Annotated in this window: 18 protein-coding genes; 11 read left to right on the top strand and 7 right to left on the bottom strand. The window is 28.2% G+C overall.

The window, feature by feature from the left end:
- Positions 1-185: 185 nt before the first annotated feature.
- From EXC51_RS01550 to EXC51_RS01515, 8 genes are all read left to right on the top strand, one after another.
- Positions 186-1577: an ABC transporter ATP-binding protein gene (locus EXC51_RS01550; protein ID WP_129620204.1), complete on the top strand. Its 1392-nt coding sequence runs from the start codon at positions 186-188 to the stop codon at positions 1575-1577.
- Complete coding sequence (locus EXC51_RS01545) at positions 1561-2394, top strand: ABC transporter permease (RefSeq protein ID WP_129619946.1); 834 nt, start codon at positions 1561-1563, stop codon at positions 2392-2394. Before EXC51_RS01550 ends, EXC51_RS01545 begins: the two co-directional genes overlap by 17 nt.
- Positions 2387-3178 (top strand): ABC transporter permease, encoded by a 792-nt coding sequence (locus EXC51_RS01540; protein WP_129619947.1) that lies wholly within the window; start codon positions 2387-2389, stop codon positions 3176-3178. Before EXC51_RS01545 ends, EXC51_RS01540 begins: the two co-directional genes overlap by 8 nt.
- Positions 3178-5154 (top strand): hypothetical protein, encoded by a 1977-nt coding sequence (locus EXC51_RS01535; protein WP_129619948.1) that lies wholly within the window; start codon positions 3178-3180, stop codon positions 5152-5154. The genes EXC51_RS01540 and EXC51_RS01535 overlap by 1 nt, the downstream gene beginning before the upstream one ends.
- A 350-nt stretch (positions 5155-5504) precedes the next feature.
- Positions 5505-7133, top strand: coding sequence for an IS1634 family transposase (locus tag EXC51_RS01530; protein ID WP_129619949.1), 1629 nt, complete (start codon positions 5505-5507; stop codon positions 7131-7133).
- Positions 7134-7444: 311 nt separating this feature from the next.
- Positions 7445-9073, top strand: a complete 1629-nt coding sequence (locus tag EXC51_RS01525) for an IS1634 family transposase (RefSeq protein WP_129619950.1) — start codon at positions 7445-7447, stop codon at positions 9071-9073.
- A gap of 256 nt (positions 9074-9329) precedes the next feature.
- The gene (locus EXC51_RS01520; protein ID WP_129619951.1) at positions 9330-10832 is read left to right on the top strand and encodes an amino acid permease; all 1503 of its coding nucleotides are present in this window, start codon (positions 9330-9332) and stop codon (positions 10830-10832) included.
- Positions 10833-10999: 167 nt separating this feature from the next.
- The gene (locus tag EXC51_RS01515; protein WP_129620203.1) at positions 11000-12628 is read left to right on the top strand and encodes an IS1634 family transposase; all 1629 of its coding nucleotides are present in this window, start codon (positions 11000-11002) and stop codon (positions 12626-12628) included.
- Positions 12629-12691: 63 nt separating this feature from the next.
- Here EXC51_RS01515 and EXC51_RS04160 read toward each other — a convergent pair whose 3' ends face one another.
- From EXC51_RS04160 to EXC51_RS01490, 6 genes are all read right to left on the bottom strand, one after another.
- Positions 12692-12853 (bottom strand): hypothetical protein, encoded by a 162-nt coding sequence (locus EXC51_RS04160; RefSeq protein ID WP_165001811.1) that lies wholly within the window; start codon positions 12851-12853, stop codon positions 12692-12694.
- 65 nt (positions 12854-12918) lie between these two features.
- A complete protein-coding gene (gene dnaJ, locus EXC51_RS01510; RefSeq protein ID WP_129620202.1) occupies positions 12919-14040 on the bottom strand; it encodes a molecular chaperone DnaJ in 1122 nt (373 codons plus the stop codon).
- Between the two features lie 52 nt (positions 14041-14092).
- Positions 14093-14950 (bottom strand): ribosome biogenesis GTPase YlqF, encoded by an 858-nt coding sequence (gene ylqF, locus EXC51_RS01505; RefSeq protein ID WP_129620201.1) that lies wholly within the window; start codon positions 14948-14950, stop codon positions 14093-14095.
- A complete protein-coding gene (locus EXC51_RS01500; protein ID WP_129620200.1) occupies positions 14937-15218 on the bottom strand; it encodes a hypothetical protein in 282 nt (93 codons plus the stop codon). Before EXC51_RS01500 ends, ylqF begins: the two co-directional genes overlap by 14 nt.
- Positions 15219-15220: 2 nt before the next feature.
- Complete coding sequence (locus tag EXC51_RS01495; protein ID WP_129620199.1) at positions 15221-15946, bottom strand: TrmH family RNA methyltransferase; 726 nt, start codon at positions 15944-15946, stop codon at positions 15221-15223.
- On the bottom strand, positions 15924-16466 hold the full coding sequence (locus tag EXC51_RS01490) for a tRNA (cytidine(34)-2'-O)-methyltransferase (RefSeq protein WP_129620198.1): 543 nt from the start codon (positions 16464-16466) through the stop codon (positions 15924-15926). Before EXC51_RS01490 ends, EXC51_RS01495 begins: the two co-directional genes overlap by 23 nt.
- Before the next feature lie 121 nt (positions 16467-16587).
- Here EXC51_RS01490 and rpsP point away from each other — a divergent pair, with 121 nt between their 5' ends.
- From rpsP to rplS, 3 genes are read left to right on the top strand one after another with little or no spacing between them, the layout of a single operon-like run.
- Entirely contained in the window at positions 16588-16836 is a 249-nt protein-coding gene (gene rpsP / locus EXC51_RS01485; protein WP_129620197.1) for a 30S ribosomal protein S16, read from the top strand.
- Positions 16837-16842: 6 nt separating this feature from the next.
- Positions 16843-17526 carry a tRNA (guanosine(37)-N1)-methyltransferase TrmD gene (gene trmD, locus EXC51_RS01480; RefSeq protein ID WP_129620196.1) on the top strand — a complete coding sequence of 228 codons (684 nt, stop codon included), beginning with the start codon at positions 16843-16845 and terminating at the stop codon, positions 17524-17526.
- A complete protein-coding gene (gene rplS, locus EXC51_RS01475) occupies positions 17516-17866 on the top strand; it encodes a 50S ribosomal protein L19 (RefSeq protein WP_129620195.1) in 351 nt (116 codons plus the stop codon). Before trmD ends, rplS begins: the two co-directional genes overlap by 11 nt.
- Before the next feature lie 51 nt (positions 17867-17917).
- Here rplS and ligA read toward each other — a convergent pair whose 3' ends face one another.
- Positions 17918-19891 carry an NAD-dependent DNA ligase LigA gene (gene ligA / locus EXC51_RS01470; protein WP_187468998.1) on the bottom strand — a complete coding sequence of 658 codons (1974 nt, stop codon included), beginning with the start codon at positions 19889-19891 and terminating at the stop codon, positions 17918-17920.
- Between the last annotated feature and the right edge of the window lie 40 nt (positions 19892-19931).

Raw genomic sequence — 19931 nt, 5'->3', positions numbered from 1 at the left:
CAATCTATGAAAAATATGGTAAGACGTAATATTCATTTAGCAATTAAATGGATATTGATTAATTTTTGCGATATTCACTACCCTGCGCTTGAAAAATTTGTAGAAGAATATTGCGAAAATATCTATGATTGTGCCTCCCAGTTGAATAATTAATTATTCAATTTAAAATAAAGGAGGAAAATAATATGCAAAGTGTTAAAACAAACACAAAAAAGAATAATTATGTTATTGAATTAGTTGAAGTTACCAAAGAATTTGGTAATAAGACTGTTTTAGATGAAGTTAATTTAAACATTAATCGTGGAGAGTTTGTAACTCTTCTTGGACCTAGTGGTAGTGGTAAAACTACTATCTTAAGATTACTTGGTGGTTTTGAATGAGCTACCCGTGGTGAAATTAAATTTAATGGACTGGATATTAAAGATCTTGCTCCATACAAAAGAAACGTTTCTACAATTTTTCAAGATTATGCCCTTTTCCCTCACTTAAATGTTGAAGGAAACATTATGTATGGACTTAAATTAAAAAGAGTTCCAAAAGATAAAGACAAAATTAGTCAAAAAACAATCGATAGATACCAAAAGAAACTTGTGCAATGAGAAGCTAAAGCAGCTGCTAAAATTTCTAAATTACAAGAAAAACAAGACCAATACGAAAAAGAGCTTGAAGCCTTAAATGAAGAGACAAAAGAATACAAAAAACGTCTTACTTGACTTGATGATTCAGATTTTGAATATTCATATTGAGAAAATTATGTAAGCGAAAAATCAAAAGCTTTTGAAAACCGTCACTTTAAACGTAAATTAACTAACGAAGAAACACAAGAAGCTATTAACAAAATCATTGAAATTGTTGGTCTTAAAGGAAATGAAAAAAGAAGCATCAACGAACTTTCAGGAGGGATGAAGCAGCGTGTTGCTCTTGCTCGTAGCTTAGTTATTGAGCCTGAAATTTTACTTTTAGACGAGCCGCTTAGTGCTCTTGATGCTAAAATCCGTAAAAAAATGCAAATTCTTCTTAGAACCGTGCAACAAGAACTTGGTCTTACATTTATTTTTGTTACTCACGACCAAAACGAAGCTTTAGAACTTTCAGATCGCATTGCTGTTATGCGTGATGGAAAAATTGAGCAATATGATACACCTAAAAACATTTATGATTTCCCAGTTAATATTTGAGTTGCTAAATTCATTGGTGATTCAAACATTTTTGATGCTAAATTCTTAGAAAATGGAAATGTAAAACTTCTTGGTAAAGAATTTAAAACAGTTCATGAAGGTGATGAATTTGCAAAAGGTCAAATTGTTGATGCATTAATTAGACCTGAAGATATCGATATTATTGCAGAGCCTAAATCAACTGAAGGAAAAATTAAAGGTACAGTTTCAGATATTTCATATCGTGGAAGCTACTACTATATTAAAGTAGATATTTCTGAAACTCAATCAATTTTCGTAGAAACTGCGAAAAAATTTGAAGAAGGTGAAACTGTATACTTAAGCTGAACAATCGATTCAATTCATTTAATGAAAAAAGACGCTAAGTGAGATTATTCTAACGATGCTTTCCAAAATTAAACAATTAAACTTTAATCGTCGTTTAGCTTTAGCCATTCCTTATTTTTTAATCGCAATTCTTTTAATTGTTTTGCCAATTATTTTAATTTTTACTAACGCTGTTGTTGGGCATGAAGAAGGGTTTGACAACTGAATTTTAGTAAAAGAATCAAACACTTGAAACATCATTGGACGGAGCTTAAAAATTGGAGTCATTTCTTCATTTTTATGTCTTATTATTGCTCTTCCATATTCATATTTTATTTCAACATCTAAATCTAAAATTTTCCGGATTTACGCACTTAGCTTAATTATTAGTCCAATGGCAATTTTCACTATTGCGAAAATTTACGCTATTAAAGGATTATTTTTAGCTATGGTAGCTGACCCTAAATCATTAAATGCTGAATGATTTATTATTTTAGGGCTTACTTTCTTAAATATCCCACTTATGGTTATGCCGCTTTATACAGTGTTTAAAGATATGCCTAAAAACATTGTTGAAGCTAGTTATGACCTTGGGTATAACTCATTCCAAACAATGTACAAAGTGATCATTCCATATGCAACTAAAGCAATTTTAAGTGGTATTGGTATGATTTTCCTAGCTAGTGCTACTACCTTTGTTATTAGTAAAAAATTACTTCCAGACGGGTCACAAAAACAATTAATAGGGGACTTAATTAACTCAAAAATTAACCCAGGTAATAAATTTGACTTAAGTTCAGGTAGTGCCTTAGTTGTTGTTGTTAGTGCTATTTTCATTGGAATTTACTCACTTACATTAATTGCTCCAAAAGTAATTTTCTTCTTCAAGAAAGGAGCACACTATGAGTAAAATTGTTGAAATTTTAAAAAGAAGCTACATTTACATCATTTTAACTTTAGTGTATGTACCTTTAATTTTTGGTTTTGTATTTTCATTTAACCAACAAACTAAAAAAGGTGAATTCAACACCACTTGAACAGTAGGGACTACTGATAACTGAGCTAATTTATTTAAAGATGGACGTGATTTAGCTCTTGTAAATACTATCTTACTTGCATTAATTGTTAGTTTTTTAGTTATTTCACTTTCACTTATCACTGTTTATGCACTTTATAGACAAAAAAATAAATTAGTGCGTTCTTCAGTTATTTCTAGTTCAAATATTCCATTAATTAACCCAGATAACATCACCGCTATTGGTCTTGTGCTTGTATTTGGAATTTTCTTTGGAATCATCTCAACAGATAGCGAAGGGTTTGGGAGATTAATTATTGGACATACAGTTATGGCTCTTCCATACGGAATTTCACTTATGCTACCTAGAAGTGAGAAATTTAATAACAACCTTTTTGAAGCAAGCCAAGATTTAGGGTATTCAAAAATTGCTTCATGATTTAAAACATATTTTATTTACATGATTCCTTCAATTATTATGGTTGCTATTGTAAGTACATTCTTAAGTTTTGACGATTTCATTATCGCTAGAACTGTATCAAATACATCAACACTTGGAACTAAACTTTATGAAGGTTCATTCCAAGCTTGAGGACTTGTTTTTGGTTCAATTGTGTTATTTATGACAATTATTGGAAACATTATTTATACAGTTGCTAAAAGCAAAAGTCAAAAATAATGTTTAATAAATTTAAAAAATATCGCAACATTTTAATAGCAACCACAACAGTAGCCGCAGTTACTGCTGGTGTTTCTGTTACTTTACACCAAAAACTCAAAAAACCTTTTTTACCTAGTTTTTACAACTTTAAAGCGTATATGTCAGAAGAAAACAAAGGGATTATTTCTAAAACTTTTGACTATAAGCAATTTTCAGAAATTAACGAATTTTACAATGCTATTTTAAATAATAAAGCAGCAGCTGGAATTGGAACCGACTTTTTAGCTACTCAATTAATTCGCAAACACTTAATTGCTAAAATTGATTATTCAGTGCTTTTTGATATGCCGATTCTTAAAGATAACTATGAACTTACCAAACAAATGGTGAAATTAACTTTAAGAAAAGACATTTGAGACCATCTTGAACAATACGATAAGTACTTAGAAAAAGATGAATTTGGAAGAGATTTAAATGCTCATTTATGAGAGTATTTCTATCCTTATTTTTCACAAGATGCAGTTCTTGCTTACAACACAAACAAAGTAACTCCAAGTGATAAAGAGCATCTAAATGAAGAAGGTGAAATTGATTTTGAATCATATCACAACGTTTATGGTGATGATTTATATCACATGGTAAATTTACTTAAAATAATTAGCGAAAATGGTTACAAAAACTGAATCATTACTGACGCAATAAGAGATAACCTTTTATATGGTTCATCATACTGACTAATTCCAGATGAAAAAAGACGTACTTCAGAGCATTTTACTGGTGAAGTTGAAAATAATACCTACTCACAACTTATTGATTCATTTATTTCCTTAATTAAAGATGGAACTGGATTTGATGTTAAAAACAGTGAGCACATTACTTTTGAAGGAGATGGGCTTCAAATTGTAAATAACTTAATTAACCACCAAAGACCTGATATTAATGCAGCTATTATGTATAATGGTGATGCTATAGACTCATATTATGGTGAAGATAACTTCCCTGGTGAGGTTGGAGAAGGTGAAATTAGAGTGGTTAAACCTAAATTTAATATTCTTTTAATTGATGGACTTGTTCTTTCGAGTAAAAACACCCAAAAACAAAACTTTGAGTATCTAAATGTATTTAAAAATTCATTTTATGATAAATTACCTTCAATTAAATCGCTTTATGAGCAATTTAAAGAACAAGGAATTAATATTTTTGATAGCTCAATCCTTCAAAAAACTTTTTATGAAAAAGCTTTATTAGATATTTGAAGCAACCTTAAAGCTTCAGAATTTGAGGAAATTTTCACCAATGAAGAAAGTCAAACTTTAGTAAACAAACTTAGCCAAATCCTTAGCTGAAGCAACTTAGATAATCAAGAAATTATTCAGCATTTTAAAGAGAGCAATCAGTTACATAAAGCCTTTTTAGATGGTGAAAGCTCTGAAGATGCTGATCTTGAAGATTGAACTACTTTTTATCCTCAAGTAATTCGAAAATACTTACAAGATAATGGTATTGATAGGTTGCTTGAACAAATTGTAAGTGTTCAAAACAAAGAAAAATCACTTCAATTATTTGATGATGCAATTAATGCTTCTCAAGATCAAGCATACAAACTTACTTTAAAATACTTATCAAAAGGATTTGAAGAAGATTTTGAAGACTTAGAAGAAGCTTTAAAAGAAAAAGAAGCTCTTTTAGCATATTTTGCTAGAAAAATTGCTTTAATCAACTTTGCAAATGAAACAATTGAAGCTAAAATTGCTGAAAAATATCTTTCTTTAGATAATTTTCACTTTATTAACTATAACCCTACTCAAGAAATTGATTATGACTTTGTGCTTAGAAATTACTTTGCAACACCAATTAACGGGTATGATGCTAAAGTTATTTCAATTTACGAAATTGTTGAAAGTAAAAACAATATTCATAAAGGTATCTTGCCAGTAGATGAAAAACTTCAAAGTTTAATTACAACTACATATTTCCAAAGAACTAAATCTTAGATAACTTAAAATGCTTTATGAAGCTTAATAACTAAACAAATAACCTTTGTTTTGGTGCTCTAAAAATTACCTTATTAATTATTAGCACTTATTAAATGAAGTGTTTTTAAAGTAAAGTTAAAAAACACTTGAAAAATAGTCACATTCATAAAGCAAATCCGCTGGTTCATCCTAAAAAATAGGATGAACTTTTATTTTATCTCGAACAAATTTTGCTTAAGCAATCCTGAGTTTCCAAGTTGAGCCTATTTTTTAGGCTCATTTTTTTATACATATATCAAAGATATATGAGCTAAAGAAAAAAATATTTTTTTACTTACATTACATACATAAAATGATATAATAAGAGCATGAGTTACAGTTTATGCAAGAAAAAACAAAATGGAAAATATTATTTAGTTTTAGCTATTTCTAAAGGTTTTAAAAAAGGTTATGGAAATCAGATTGGTCTAGGATACTGAGAAGATATCAAAGAAAAGTATGGATTATCTTCAATTGAAGATATGAAAGAAATAGCAAAAAAAGTAGATACATCTTTAGATAAAGCTGTTGCAAAAGAAGAATTTTTTAAATTATTAAAACCCACTTCTGTAAAAACAAGTATCCAAAATATTGGAGTTGATTTAATTTATAAAGTTATTAAAGAATTAAATTTATTTTCAGCATTACCAAAAAGTAAACATAAATCGTTAGAAGAGGTTTTGGAATTTTTCATAGCAACTAGAATTATCCTTCCAAGAAGCTATATGTCACAATATAAAAATAAAAGTGATTTTATAAATGATATTAATGTTAAAAAATCATCAATATATAACTATCTTGATGTTATTTTCGAAAATAAGAATTCTGTTTTAGTCAATTTATTTCAAAAAATAAATGAATTTACAAATCGTAACAATAAAGTTTTTCACTTCGATAACACAACAGTTTATTTTGAAAGCTTTACAAGAGAAGGAATAAGAAAAAACGGTTTTTCAAAAGACGGAAAACACAATGAAGATCAAGTAGTCATAGCAATGGCTGTAGACGAAAACGGAATACCAATACACTATAAAGTTTTCCCAGGTAACACGGCTGATGGTAAAACAATGTTATCCTTCGTTTTAGAACTTCAATCAATCTATAAAATAAAGGATATTACAATAGTTGCAGATCGTGGAATAAATAACAACGCAAACTTACGTTTCCTAGAACAAAAAGGAATTAAATATATATTCCAAAAAAGATTAGATACATTAAGTATTGGGATGAAAAAATTCATTCTTGAAGACAAACATTATGTTTTTAGAGATGAAATGTTTTGAAAAGAACAAATTGTTGAATCTGTTTGAAATAAAAATAGATTTAATGGTAAATACAGAAAATGATGTGTGTTTTTCAGTCCTGGGAAAAAGACTTTAGATAAATTAAAAAGAAATAATTTTATTGATAAATTGAATAAGAAAACTGTAAATGGAGAACTGCCACTTAGTTCTTTAGTTCCAGAATATAAAAAGAAATATATGGACATTGATGGCAAAACAGTGGGTAAATTAAATTGAGAGAAAATTAAGAAAAAAGAATCTGAAGATGGTTTTTACATTATTGAAACCAATATTCTAGATTTAACACCAGAAAAAGCTAATGAAATTTACAGAAAACAATGAAAAGTAGAAGAAAATTTCAGAACATTAAAATCTTCTTTACAAGTTAGACCTGTTTTTGTTCATAATGAACAGCATATACTTGCACATCTTTTATTATGTTTCATTGCTCTTGTTGTTTTAAAATACTGTCTTTATAAATTAAAGAAATATTATGAAATCAATGGAGAAATACAAAAAGTGACGTTAGATTTATTTGTGGATTCATTAAGAATGATGACTATAACAAAAAAAGAAGTAAATGGAAAAGTGGTACAAGAAATAATTAATGATTTGGATGAAAACCACAAAGAAAATATAAAAATTTATAAAGATTTCATCGCATGTATGAGTTAATTCTATGTGTGTAATTTTAAATGTAAAAAAACGAATACACCTTATTTATAGCTGTATTCGTTTTTTATAGTGTCTCAACTTGGAAACTCAGGAAAAATAGTCACATTCATAAAGCAAATCCGCTGGTTCATCCTAAAAAATAGGATGAACTTTTATTTTATCTCGAACAAATTTTGCTTAAGCAATCCTGAGTTTCCAAGTTGAGCCTATTTTTTAGGCTCATTTTTTTATACATATATCAAAGATATATGACCTAAAGAAAAAAATGTTTTTTTACTTACATTACATACATAAAATGATATAATAAGAGCATGAGTTACAGTTTATGCAAGAAAAAACAAAATGGAAAATATTATTTAGTTTTAGCTATTTCTAAAGGTTTTAAAAAAGGTTATGGAAATCAGATTGGTCTAGGATACTGAGAAGATATCAAAGAAAAGTATGGATTATCTTCAATTGAAGATATGAAAGAAATAGCAAAAAAAGTAGATACATCTTTAGATAAAGCTGTTGCAAAAGAAGAATTTTTTAAATTATTAAAACCCACTTCTGTAAAAACAAGTATCCAAAATATTGGAGTTGATTTAATTTATAAAGTTATTAAAGAATTAAATTTATTTTCAGCATTACCAAAAAGTAAACATAAATCGTTAGAAGAGGTTTTGGAATTTTTCATAGCAACTAGAATTATCCTTCCAAGAAGCTATATGTCACAATATAAAAATAAAAGTGATTTTATAAATGATATTAATGTTAAAAAATCATCAATATATAACTATCTTGATGTTATTTTCGAAAATAAGAATTCTGTTTTAGTCAATTTATTTCAAAAAATAAATGAATTTACAAATCGTAACAATAAAGTTTTTCACTTCGATAACACAACAGTTTATTTTGAAAGCTTTACAAGAGAAGGAATAAGAAAAAACGGTTTTTCAAAAGACGGAAAACACAATGAAGATCAAGTAGTCATAGCAATGGCTGTAGATGAAAACGGAATACCAATACACTATAAAGTTTTTCCAGGTAAAACAGCTGATGGTAAAACAATGTTATCCTTCGTTTTAGAACTTCAATCAATCTATAAAATAAAGGATATTACAATAGTTGCAGATCGTGGAATAAATAACAACGCAAACTTACGTTTCCTAGAACAAAAAGGAATTAAATATATATTTCAAAAAAGATTAGATACATTAAGTATTGGGATGAAAAAATTCATTCTTGAAGACAAATATTATGTTTTTAGAGATGAAATGTTTTGAAAAGAACAAATTGTTGAATCTATTTGAAATAAAAATAGATTTAACGGTAAATACAGAAAATGATGTGTGTTTTTCAGTCCTGGAAAAAATACTTTAGATAAATTAAGAAGAAATAATTTTATTGATAAATTGAATAAGAAAACTGTAAATGGAGAACTACCACTTAGTTCTTTAGTTCCAGAATATAAAAAGAAATACATGGACATTGATGGCAAAACAGTGGGTAAATTAAATTGAGAGAAAATTAAGAAAAAAGAATCTGAAGATGGTTTTTACATTATTGAAACCAATATTCTAGATTTAACACCAGAAAAAGCTAATGAAATTTACAGAAAACAATGAAAAGTAGAAGAAAATTTCAGAACATTAAAATCTTCTTTACAAGTTAGACCTGTTTTTGTTCATAATGAACAGCATATACTTGCGCATCTTTTGTTATGTTTCATTGCTCTTGTTGTTTTAAAATACTGTCTTTACAAATTAAAGAAATATTATGAAATCAATGGAGAAGTACAAAAAGTGACGTTAGATTTATTTGTGGATTCATTAAGAATGATGACTATAACAAAAAAAGAAGTAAATGGAAAAGTGGTACAAGAAATAATTAATGATTTGGATGAAAACCATAAAGAAAATATAAAAATTTATAAAGATTTTATCGCATGTATGAGTTAATTCTATGTGTGTAATTTTAAATATAAAAAACGAATACACCTTATTTATAGATGTATTCGTTTTTTATAGTGTATCAACTTGGAAACTCAGGAAGTGTTTTTAAAGTAAAGTTAAAAAACACTTGAAAAATAGTCACATTCATAAAGCAAATCCGCTGGTTCATCCTAAAAAATAGGATGAACTTTTATTTTATCTCGAACAAATTTTGCTTAAGCAATTATTGCAAAAAGCACTATTTTTCTTTATAATTCTTATTATGAATCAGAAAAAAGCACATAAGATAGGTTTCTTTGCCTCGCTTGCAATTAGTGTTTCAAGTGTTATTGGGATTGGGATCTTCTTTAAAAACATTAGTATTTTTAAAAATCAAGCAATTGAAAATTCAAACGATTTTAGTTTGTATAGTTTTTTAGTTGTTTGAATTTTAGGCGCGCTAATTTCGCTTTTAACTGCTTATTGTTTTCTGCAAGTGTCTAAATCAGGTCATTCTAAAAGTGGTTTATCCGGTTGAATTGCTAATTTATCCACTCCAAAGCAAGGGTATATTGCAAAGCTTTATCAATCATTTTTATACTATGGACTTTTAAGCACAATTTTACCTATTTTTTCAACTGAAATGATTTTTAATGCAATTGCTTCAATTAAAGGAATTAATGTAACTAGCATCCATTTTGGTTATGTTGTATTAACTAGTTTATTTGTTGCGATTTTCTTAATTGGGCTTAATTTTTTGAAATTAAAAGCTTCGGTGCGATTGCAACAATTTTCATTTTTCTTCAAAATAATTCCTTTAATTATTGCAATTATCATAGCGTTTATTGGTAGTCATAACTCACCAAATGTAGATACGGGAACTTTAAACGATGGAGCAAATGGAGTTGCAAGCACCAAGCAGTTTAGTTTTAGTGGACTTGCGCTTTCGCTTCCAATAGTGCTTTTTGCTTTTGATGCTTTTTTAATGATTGGAAATCTTGCTGATGATATGAAAAAACCCAAGCAAATTCCAATTGTATCTATTTTAACTATTATAATTTCAGGTGTTATTTACTTTTTTATTTCACTCGGAGTTGCTTTAACTGGTTATGCAAACGTAGTTGATATTTTTAAAAGTATTTTTAAGGATCCTTCGCAAAAAGACACCAAACAAGTAATTGAAATCATTATTTACTTTATGCTTGGTTTTAGTGGCTTTTTTGTATGTAATTCAATCTATTTAGGAACATTAAGGGGTTTTCAAGCTCTTGTAGAAGAAAGAAGCGTTATTGGACATAAATTCTTTACTAAGCTTGAGTTAACAAAGCAAGGACTTGGCGGATTTAGTTTATATTTGATTGTTTTTGCTATTTATTTTGCGTTTCTAACTGTTCCCTCAGTTGTTTTAAATTCAGATTCATTAATTGATACTTTTTCAAATATACCAATTAACATTTTCTTTTTAGTTTATGCTTACACAATCTTTTTGGCGCTAAAAAGAAATATCCAAACCAAAGAACCAGCTATTAGATTTTTCAAAACAATTTCAGTGCTTTGCATCATTAGCATTGTTGTTATAATGGGATTTGATATAATTTATCGTGATATTTATCTCGCTTTTATTGTTGGTGGTAAAAGTAATAGCGGACTTTTTTATAGCTCTAGTTCATGAAAATACATTTATGATGGAATTTCATATTGAGGATTTTTATTAATTACATCTTCTTTTGTGTTTCTCAATTACAAATTTAATTACCATAAGGTTCATTTAACTCCACAATCATAAAACACATTTTGAAAGAAACTATAACAATTTTTAACATTTAATCCTGAGTTTCCAAGTTGAGCCTATTTTTTAGGCTCATTTTTTTATACATATATCAAAGATATATGAGCTAAAGAAAAAAATATTTTTTTACTTACATTACATACATAAAATGATATAATAAGAGCATGAGTTACAGTTTATGCAAGAAAAAACAAAATGGAAAATATTATTTAGTTTTAGCTATTTCTAAAGGTTTTAAAAAAGGTTATGGAAATCAGATTGGTCTAGGATACTGAGAAGATATCAAAGAAAAGTATGGATTATCTTCAATTGAAGATATGAAAGAAATAGCAAAAAAAGTAGATACATCTTTAGATAAAGCTGTTGCAAAAGAAGAATTTTTTAAATTATTAAAACCCACTTCTGTAAAAACAAGTATCCAAAATATTGGAGTTGATTTAATTTATAAAGTTATTAAAGAATTAAATTTATTTTCAGCATTACCAAAAAGTAAACATAAATCGTTAGAAGAGGTTTTGGAATTTTTCATAGCAACTAGAATTATCCTTCCAAGAAGCTATATGTCACAATATAAAAATAAAAGTGATTTTATAAATGATATTAATGTTAAAAAATCATCAATATATAACTATCTTGATGTTATTTTCGAAAATAAGAATTCTGTTTTAGTCAATTTATTTCAAAAAATAAATGAATTTACAAATCGTAACAATAAAGTTTTTCACTTCGATAACACAACAGTTTATTTTGAAAGCTTTACAAGAGAAGGAATAAGAAAAAACGGTTTTTCAAAAGACGGAAAACACAATGAAGATCAAGTAGTCATAGCAATGGCTGTAGATGAAAACGGAATACCAATACACTATAAAGTTTTTCCAGGTAACACAGCTGATGGTAAAACAATGTTATCCTTCGTTTTAGAACTTCAATCAATCTATAAAATAAAGGATATTACAATAGTTGCAGATCGTGGAATAAATAACAACGCAAACTTACGTTTCCTAGAACAAAAAGGAATTAAATATATATTTCAAAAAAGATTAGATACATTAAGTATTGGGATGAAAAAATTCATTCTTGAAGACAAACATTATGTTTTTAGAGATGAAATGTTTTGAAAAGAACAAATTGTTGAATCTATTTGAAATAAAAATAGATTTAACGGTAAATACAGAAAATGATGTGTGTTTTTCAGTCCTGGAAAAAAGACTTTAGATAAATTAAGAAGAAATAATTTTATTGATAAATTGAATAAGAAAACTGTAAATGGAGAACTACCACTTAGTTCTTTAGTTCCAGAATATAAAAAGAAATACATGGACATTGATGGCAAAACAGTGGGTAAATTAAATTGAGAGAAAATTAAGAAAAAAGAATCTGAAGATGGTTTTTACATTATTGAAACCAATATTCTAGATTTAACACCAGAAAAAGCTAATGAAATTTACAGAAAACAATGAAAAGTAGAAGAAAATTTCAGAACATTAAAATCTTATTTACAAGTTAGACCTGTTTTTGTTCATAATGAACAGCATATACTTGCGCATCTTTTGTTATGTTTCATTGCTCTTGTTGTTTTAAAATACTGTCTTTACAAATTAAAGAAATATTATGAAATCAATGGAGAAGTACAAAAAGTGACGTTAGATTTATTTGTGGATTCATTAAGAATGATGACTATAACAAAAAAAGAAGTAAATGGAAAAGTGGAACAAGAAATAATTAATGATTTGGATGAAAACCATAAAGAAAATATAAAAATTTATAAAGATTTTATCGCATGTATGAGTTAATTCTATGTGTGTAATTTTAAATATAAAAAACGAATACACCTTATTTATAGATGTATTCGTTTTTTATAGTGTATCAACTTGGAAACTCAGGGCTTTAGGTAATTTAAGCATCTTTAAAACTTTGTTTTCAGCATCTAAAAGACCTACTTTTGAAATAGCGTTTGTATAATGGATTAATGATGAATCAGTGTTATAAACCTGGATATATTTTTCTGTAAGTTTCATATTAGTATTAATTATATAAAAGCTTAAAGTTAGGTGCAAAATAAAAATCAAGAATTAACTTGATCTTATTTTGCCTTATTAACTTCTTTTACAAAATTTTCATTAGTATCATCCTGGATAGTTTCTAAAACTTCTGTAATTTTCTTTCTATCTTTTTTACCATAATCAGGAATGATAATTCTTAAGTTAAGTTTTAAATCACCGGTTCCATATTTGTTTTTAACTCCCTTACCAGCTACTTTAACAACTTTAGAATCTAAGTAAGATTTTTTAAGTTTAATTTGTTGATCACCATAAGGAGTTGGAACAATAATTGTTTTTTCTAATAAAATATCAGCAAATGATACTGGGAAATCTAAGTAAATATCATGGTTATGTCTTTTGAAAAATGGATGTGGTTTTACACGAATTTCTATGTATAAATCACCAGATGGCCCACCATTTTGACCTGGATTTCCATAACCTAAAAGTTTTAACATTGTCCCATCTGTTGTCCCTTCTGAAATAGGGATTGTGACAGGTTTAATAACTTTAACGTTACAATTTCCTTTACATTTTTTACATACTTTTGTGATAATTTTACCTTTTCCAGAACATTTAGAACAAGTTGTATGCACTCTTTGAGCACCAAAAATCCCACGTTGAATTTTCTCTACATATCCTGATCCATGACAATCACTACATTGCTGAATATCGCTAGGAGTTTCTGCTCCTGTACCATTACAATCTGGACAAGTTTCATATTTAGGGTATTCTTCTTTTTTCACCATCCCGTGAATTGATTCTAAAAATGAAATAGTGATTGTAGTTTTAATATCATCACCACGTTTTGGAGCATTTGGATTGTGGTTTCTTCTTGATGAAAAACCACCAAATCCTGAGAAGATATTTTCGAAAATATCACTAAAATCTCCTGAGAACCCTTCAAATCCTTCAAAACCACCGAATCCACCAGCTTGTGCATTCATTCCATCGTGCCCATACTGGTCATACATTCTTCTTTTATCTGCATTAGATAAAACTTCGTAAGCTTCATTAATTTCTTGCATAATTTCAGTAGCTTTTGGATCATCTGTTTTATCAGGGTGATACTTCATAGCTAACTTACGGTATGCCTTTTTAATTTCAGCTTCAGTTGCAGTTTTACTAACGCCTAAAACTTCATAATAATCTCTCTTATTTTTCATAGTAATATAATTTTAGCATAAAATTAGCAAAAAACTAATTAAATTGCTAATTTTAATCGTATGTAACTCCTTTTAATCCTTTTACTCAATTGATAAAGTTGATTTGTGCTTTTTGCAAATCAACTTTTCCTTTTTCTTTTAAAAATCCAAATTTTTCTGCATATTCATGAAAAAGTCCATAAATTTGCACAGTATCTTCTGATGACGTCATACCTAAATCAGCAAGTTTTTCTGGGTAGTATTTTGAAACAAGTGCTCAAAGTTGAATTGCCACAAATTCAAGTGGGAAAATGTCATTTTTAATTGAACCAATTGCAAGAAGTTTGATTGCATTTTCTTGATCGTCAAATTTAGGAAGCAAAATACCAGGGGTATCTAAAAATCAAAACTCACCATCCATTACTCATTGCTTAACCCTGGTTACTCCAGGCATATCAGCTACTTTTAATCTTGATTTTGAAGAAACAAGATTAATTAAGGTGCTTTTTCCGCAGTTAGGAATTCCCACCACAAATGATTTAAGCCTGCTTACAAGCATACCTTTAGCCTTATCTCTTGCAATTTTCTCTTTAAGAATTTGCTTAATTTTATTTAAAATGATTTTCTTAGAACTTTGCTGTCTAAGATCAAGTCAAAGCAAGTTTTCATTACCAAAACGCTTAGCAATTTGGTCTTTTTTACTTTTATCCATTAAATCACTTTTGGTAATGATAAAGAGTCGAGGTTTTTGTGGTTGAATTGCATCAAAATCTTCATTATATGAACTAATTGGGCAACGAGCATCTAAAACAACAACAAAAAGATCAGCTAAATTAGCAGATTCTTTAATGTCTTTCATTGCTTTAGACATGTGGCCTGGGAATCATTGAATTAAATTATTAAATTCTTCATTTATTTTATTTTGATTCATTTTTATCCTTTATATTTGTATAACTTTTTAATCTTTTGTTTTCGAAATTAAGCATTTGCATTTGATTTTTGAGTTTATCATTTTCTTCTTTAAGCTCTTCATTTTTTTCAAGCAATTCTTCAAGGTAAGAATCAAGCAGTTCCATTTTTTCTTTCAAACTTTCTAAAAATGACAACACTTCATTTTTAGAAAGTCCATTAACTGATTTAGTAAAAGAAATTTCAGATAGTTGCTGTAAACCTAATTGCAGTATTTCTTTTTCTTTCATATTTATCCATTCCTTACTTTATTAAGTACAATTGCAGCGCAACAAGCAACATTTAAGCTTTCAAAACTAATTGGAACATAAACTTTAGTATCGTCTTGAGATACTAAAGATGGATCAATTCCATTTCCTTCATTTCCAAAAATAATTGCAAGTTTTTCGCTTTCAAAACTGACATTATTTAAAGGAAGCGCATTTTTATCTAAAAGAGTGTGATAAATTTTGTATCCTTTTTCTCTTAAAAGGTTCATTGTCTGATTTGCATTTTTAGTAGCTATTAGATTAACACTAAAAAAAGCACCTTGTGAAGAACGCAAAACTTTATCGTTGTAAAAATCTAAATTTTCAACAATTACCGAATCAAAGTCAAAAGCTTTAGCTAACCTGATAATTGTTCCTACATTTCCTGGATCTTGTAAGTTATTTAAAACAATGACTTTTTGTCCTAGTTTTTGCTCAGGTTTAAATTTACAAAGAGCAAAGCAATTTTGAGGATTTTTAGAAGGAAGTATAGATTCAATAATTTCACGTGTTACTTTGGTAGAACCATCAAAAAGAAACTCTTTTGAATCAATGTTTTCAAAAATTTCAATAATTAAATTTGAATCTAAAGCTTCTTTAATTAAATGCTCACCTTCAATTACAAAATTAGAGCTTTCTTGACGAAACTTTTTATTTTGTAATTTTCGGATAAATTTCACTTTTGGATTAGTTTTGCTTGTTATTTCCATAGTTGATTAAAAAATCTTTTCCTTTTTCTACTTCGAATTTAGATAAGTCTTGAAAATCAAGTTGACGCATTACTTCAAATCCTAAAATTGACACGCAATTAGCTAAGTTAATTGAACGCATTGCTGAAACCATTGGAATTCTAAGACATCTTTCTAAATTATTAAAAAGAATATCCTTATCAATTCCAGTTGATTCACGACCAAACATAAGTCAAATTTCACCGTTTTGCTCATAAGTTTGTTTGTAATTTACATCAGTATAAGTTTTTTGCCCATATCTAGTAATGTAGTAAATGTGTTTATCATGGTACTTTTTATAAAACTGTTCATAATCAGCATGCACTTCATGCGGAATATCTGAAAGCATTCTTCCAGCACCAGCTCTTTTAAGATATTTCGGGTGCAAATCAAAACCAAGTGGTTTAATGATATGGAGTTTTGCTCCAAGAGCAAAACAAGTACGAATTATATTTCCTGTGTTAGGGCAAATTTCGGGTTGGTATAAAACTATATTTAACATGCTTAAATTATAAGAAGAAAAAATCATTTTTTTATTTAATTTTTTAAATTTTATGTATAAAATATTAATACATACATTAATTAGCTGTCAAGCACTTTCGCTTGACATCACGGAGGAACAAATGGTAAAAATTAGATTAAAAAGAATGGGGAGCAAATTTAGCCCAGTTTACAAAATTGTAGCTGCTGACGCTAGAGCTCCTCGTGATGGTAAATTTATTGAAGCACTTGGACACTACAACCCATTAAACGATGAAGTTGTATTAAACAAAGAACAAATTTTAAAATGATTATCACAAGGTGCACAACCTACAGCAACTGTTGCTAACTTATTCAAAGCTCACAAATTAACAAGCGAATTAAAAAAATAGTTAATTATGAAAATTAATTTCCTAACCCTTTTTCCAAAATATTTTGAACCTTTTATTAATGAAAGCATCATTAAAAAAGCTCAAGAAAAAAACCTTTTAGATTTTGAAGTTGTTGATTTTAGAGATTTTAGCAAAAGTAAACATCGTAAAGTTGATGATGAAATTTATGGTGGAGGTCATGGGTTGCTTCTTCAAGTAGAACCAATTGATCTTGCCTTAGATTCACTTAAAGATCGAGGAGGTTATAAAATATTAGTAACACCTCAAGGTAAAACCTTTAATCAAGAAATTGCAAATGAACTTGCTAAATATGATCAAATTACATTTATTTCTGGACGCTATGAAGGTTTTGATGAAAGAGTTGTAGAACTTTGTGATCTAGAACTGTCAATTGGAGATTATGTTTTAACTGGTGGCGAACTTCCATCAATGGTTATGGCTGATTCAGTTGCTAGATTGGTTCCAGGAGTTATTCGTGAAGAATCACATGTCTATGATTCTTTCCAAGGAAATGGGTTACTTGATTATCCTCAGTACACTAGACCAAGAGAATATAAAGGAATGAAAGTTCCTGAGGTTCTTTTTAGTGGAGATCATAAAAAAATTGAGGAATGAAAATCAAATGCACAATATCAGAAAACTTTAAAAAACAGACCTGATATTATTGAAAGGATTAAAAATGAGAAATAAATTAATTGAATTAGTTGAGCAATCACAATTACGTACAGATATCGTTCCATTCCAAACAGGAGATAATGTTCGTGTTCACGTACGTATCCGTGAAGGTGAAAAAGAACGTATCCAAGTTTTTGAAGGTCTTGCAATTGTTAACAAAGAATCAGGAACAAGACAAACTTTCACAGTTAGAAAAATTTCATATGGTGTTGGTGTTGAAAGAACATTCCCACTTAACTCACCATTAATTGCACACATCGAAGTTGTTCGTTCAAACAAAGTTCGTAGACAAAGATTATTCTTTATGCGTTCACGTCAAGGTAAAAGTGCTCGTCTTAAAGAAATCAAAAGATAATAAATACCATCTTTTCCAAATAATAAAAAGTAGCTTAATTGCTACTTTTTATTATTTGATCATTTCATTAAAAGCATCTTCATCAATAATTGCAACTCCATTTTCAAGAGCTTTTTCTTTTTTACTTCCAGCATTTTCACCAGCAAGAAGGAAAGAAGTTTTACTTGAAACACTTGAAGATACTTTACCACCATTTTGAAGAATTAAATCTTTAAAGTAATTACGTTCTTTCGAAAGAGTTCCGGTAATTACAAAAGTTTTACCACTTAGTAAATTGCCATTAGTAACTTTTTGATAATTTAAAATTTGATCTAGCTCAAGCATAATCATTTTATTTTCATCTTTAGAAATAAACTCTTTAATTGAACTGACAATTTTATCACCAATAGTATCTATTAAAGCAAGTGAATCTAAATTTAGATCTAATAATTCCTTAAAACTACCTACTTTCTGAGCAATAAGTTCAGCTACTTGAGAACCAATATGCTTAATTCCTAGTGCAAAAAGAGTTTTTGCAAAAGATACATTTTTAGAATTTTCAATGCTATCAAGAATATTATTAACTTTTTTGTCTTTATAAGTAGGTTGACTTAAAAGCAATTCTTTATAGTTATGTAACTGATAAAAATCAGTTACTTTTTTAACAATTCCTAAATTGTAAAATAACTCAACATTTGATTCACCAATTACTTGCATATTCATTGCATTGCGAGAAACAAAGTGAATTAACTTTTTCACTATTTTAGAAGGACAATCTTCATTGGTGCAAAACTGATCTACTAAATTATCTACATGAACTAAAACTGAATTACAACTTGGGCAGTTAGTGACTTTTGAAAAAATAGAATCTGTTTTTTTAGCAACTAATTCAATAACCTTTGGAATAATTTCTCCAGATTTGATAATTTTTACAATATCACCAATGTTAATTTCCATATCTTTAATAAATTCATAATTATGTAAGGTAGCATTAGACACTGTAGTTTGATTTAAGTTAACCGGTTCTAAATTAGCTACATAAGTAATTTTTCCAGTTCTGCCAACAGTAGCAATTATGTCTTTAATTTCAGTATTAGCTGATTCGCTTTCATATTTATAAGCAATTGCATAGCGAGGAAATTTGGCAGTATAACCTAGTTTTTCATATAAGAAAAACTGGTTAATTTTAATAACAAACCCATCACATTCATAATCTAAATCGTTTTTAATTTTTCCAAATTCTTCAATATTATTAATAATTTCATCTAATGATTTAGCAATGTTATGATAATTATTTAAAGGGAATTTATGTTTTCCTAGAAACTCAAGAGCTTGCTCTTGAGTTGTAATATTATGAAAATCAGTATCAACGATTTGATATAAAAAAGCATCTAGTTTTCTTTGCTTTACAATTTTAGCATCTAGCTGTCTTAAAGTTCCTGAAGCTGCATTTCTAGGGTTGGCAAAAGTTTTTAATCCTTGCTCTTCTAAATTATTATTAATTTCTTGAAAGACACTTTTGCTTAAATAAACTTCACCACGAACTTCTAATTCATTTTTATAATCAATTCGCTTTGGAACAGATTTAATTTGATAGATGTTTTCAGTAACATCTTCACCAATTTTTCCATCCCCTCTGGTAACAGCTCGAATAAGCTGCCCATTTTCATAAAAAAGAGCAATTGAAAGTCCATCAATTTTAGGTTCTAGTGAATATGAAAGGTTTTCGCCACCAGCTAATTTTTGTGCATTTTCAACAAATTTCCCAATTTCTTCAAATGTATATGCTTTAGCTAGTGAAAGCATTGGTTTTTTATGAGTGTATTTTTGGAACTTATTTGAAGCAAATCCACCTATTTTTTGCGTAGGTGAACCTTCTAAAATAAGATCTGGATATTTTTGCTCTAACTCTTCAAGTTCTCTAAGTGCTTTATCATATGTTTGGTCGCTAACTGTAGGGCTATCCAAATTATAATATTCATTATTTCATTTATTAATTTCAGCAACTAATTTGCTGATTTTTTCTTGGATTTTGTCTTTTTCTAAATTCATGCATTTATTATACTAACTTAAGGTGCGCCAAGGG

This window comes from Mycoplasmopsis gallinacea (assembly GCF_900660495.1).
Lineage (GTDB): Bacteria > Bacillota_I > Bacilli_A > Mycoplasmatales > Metamycoplasmataceae > Mycoplasmopsis > Mycoplasmopsis gallinacea.
This window is presented reverse-complemented; position numbering and strand designations above follow the sequence as displayed.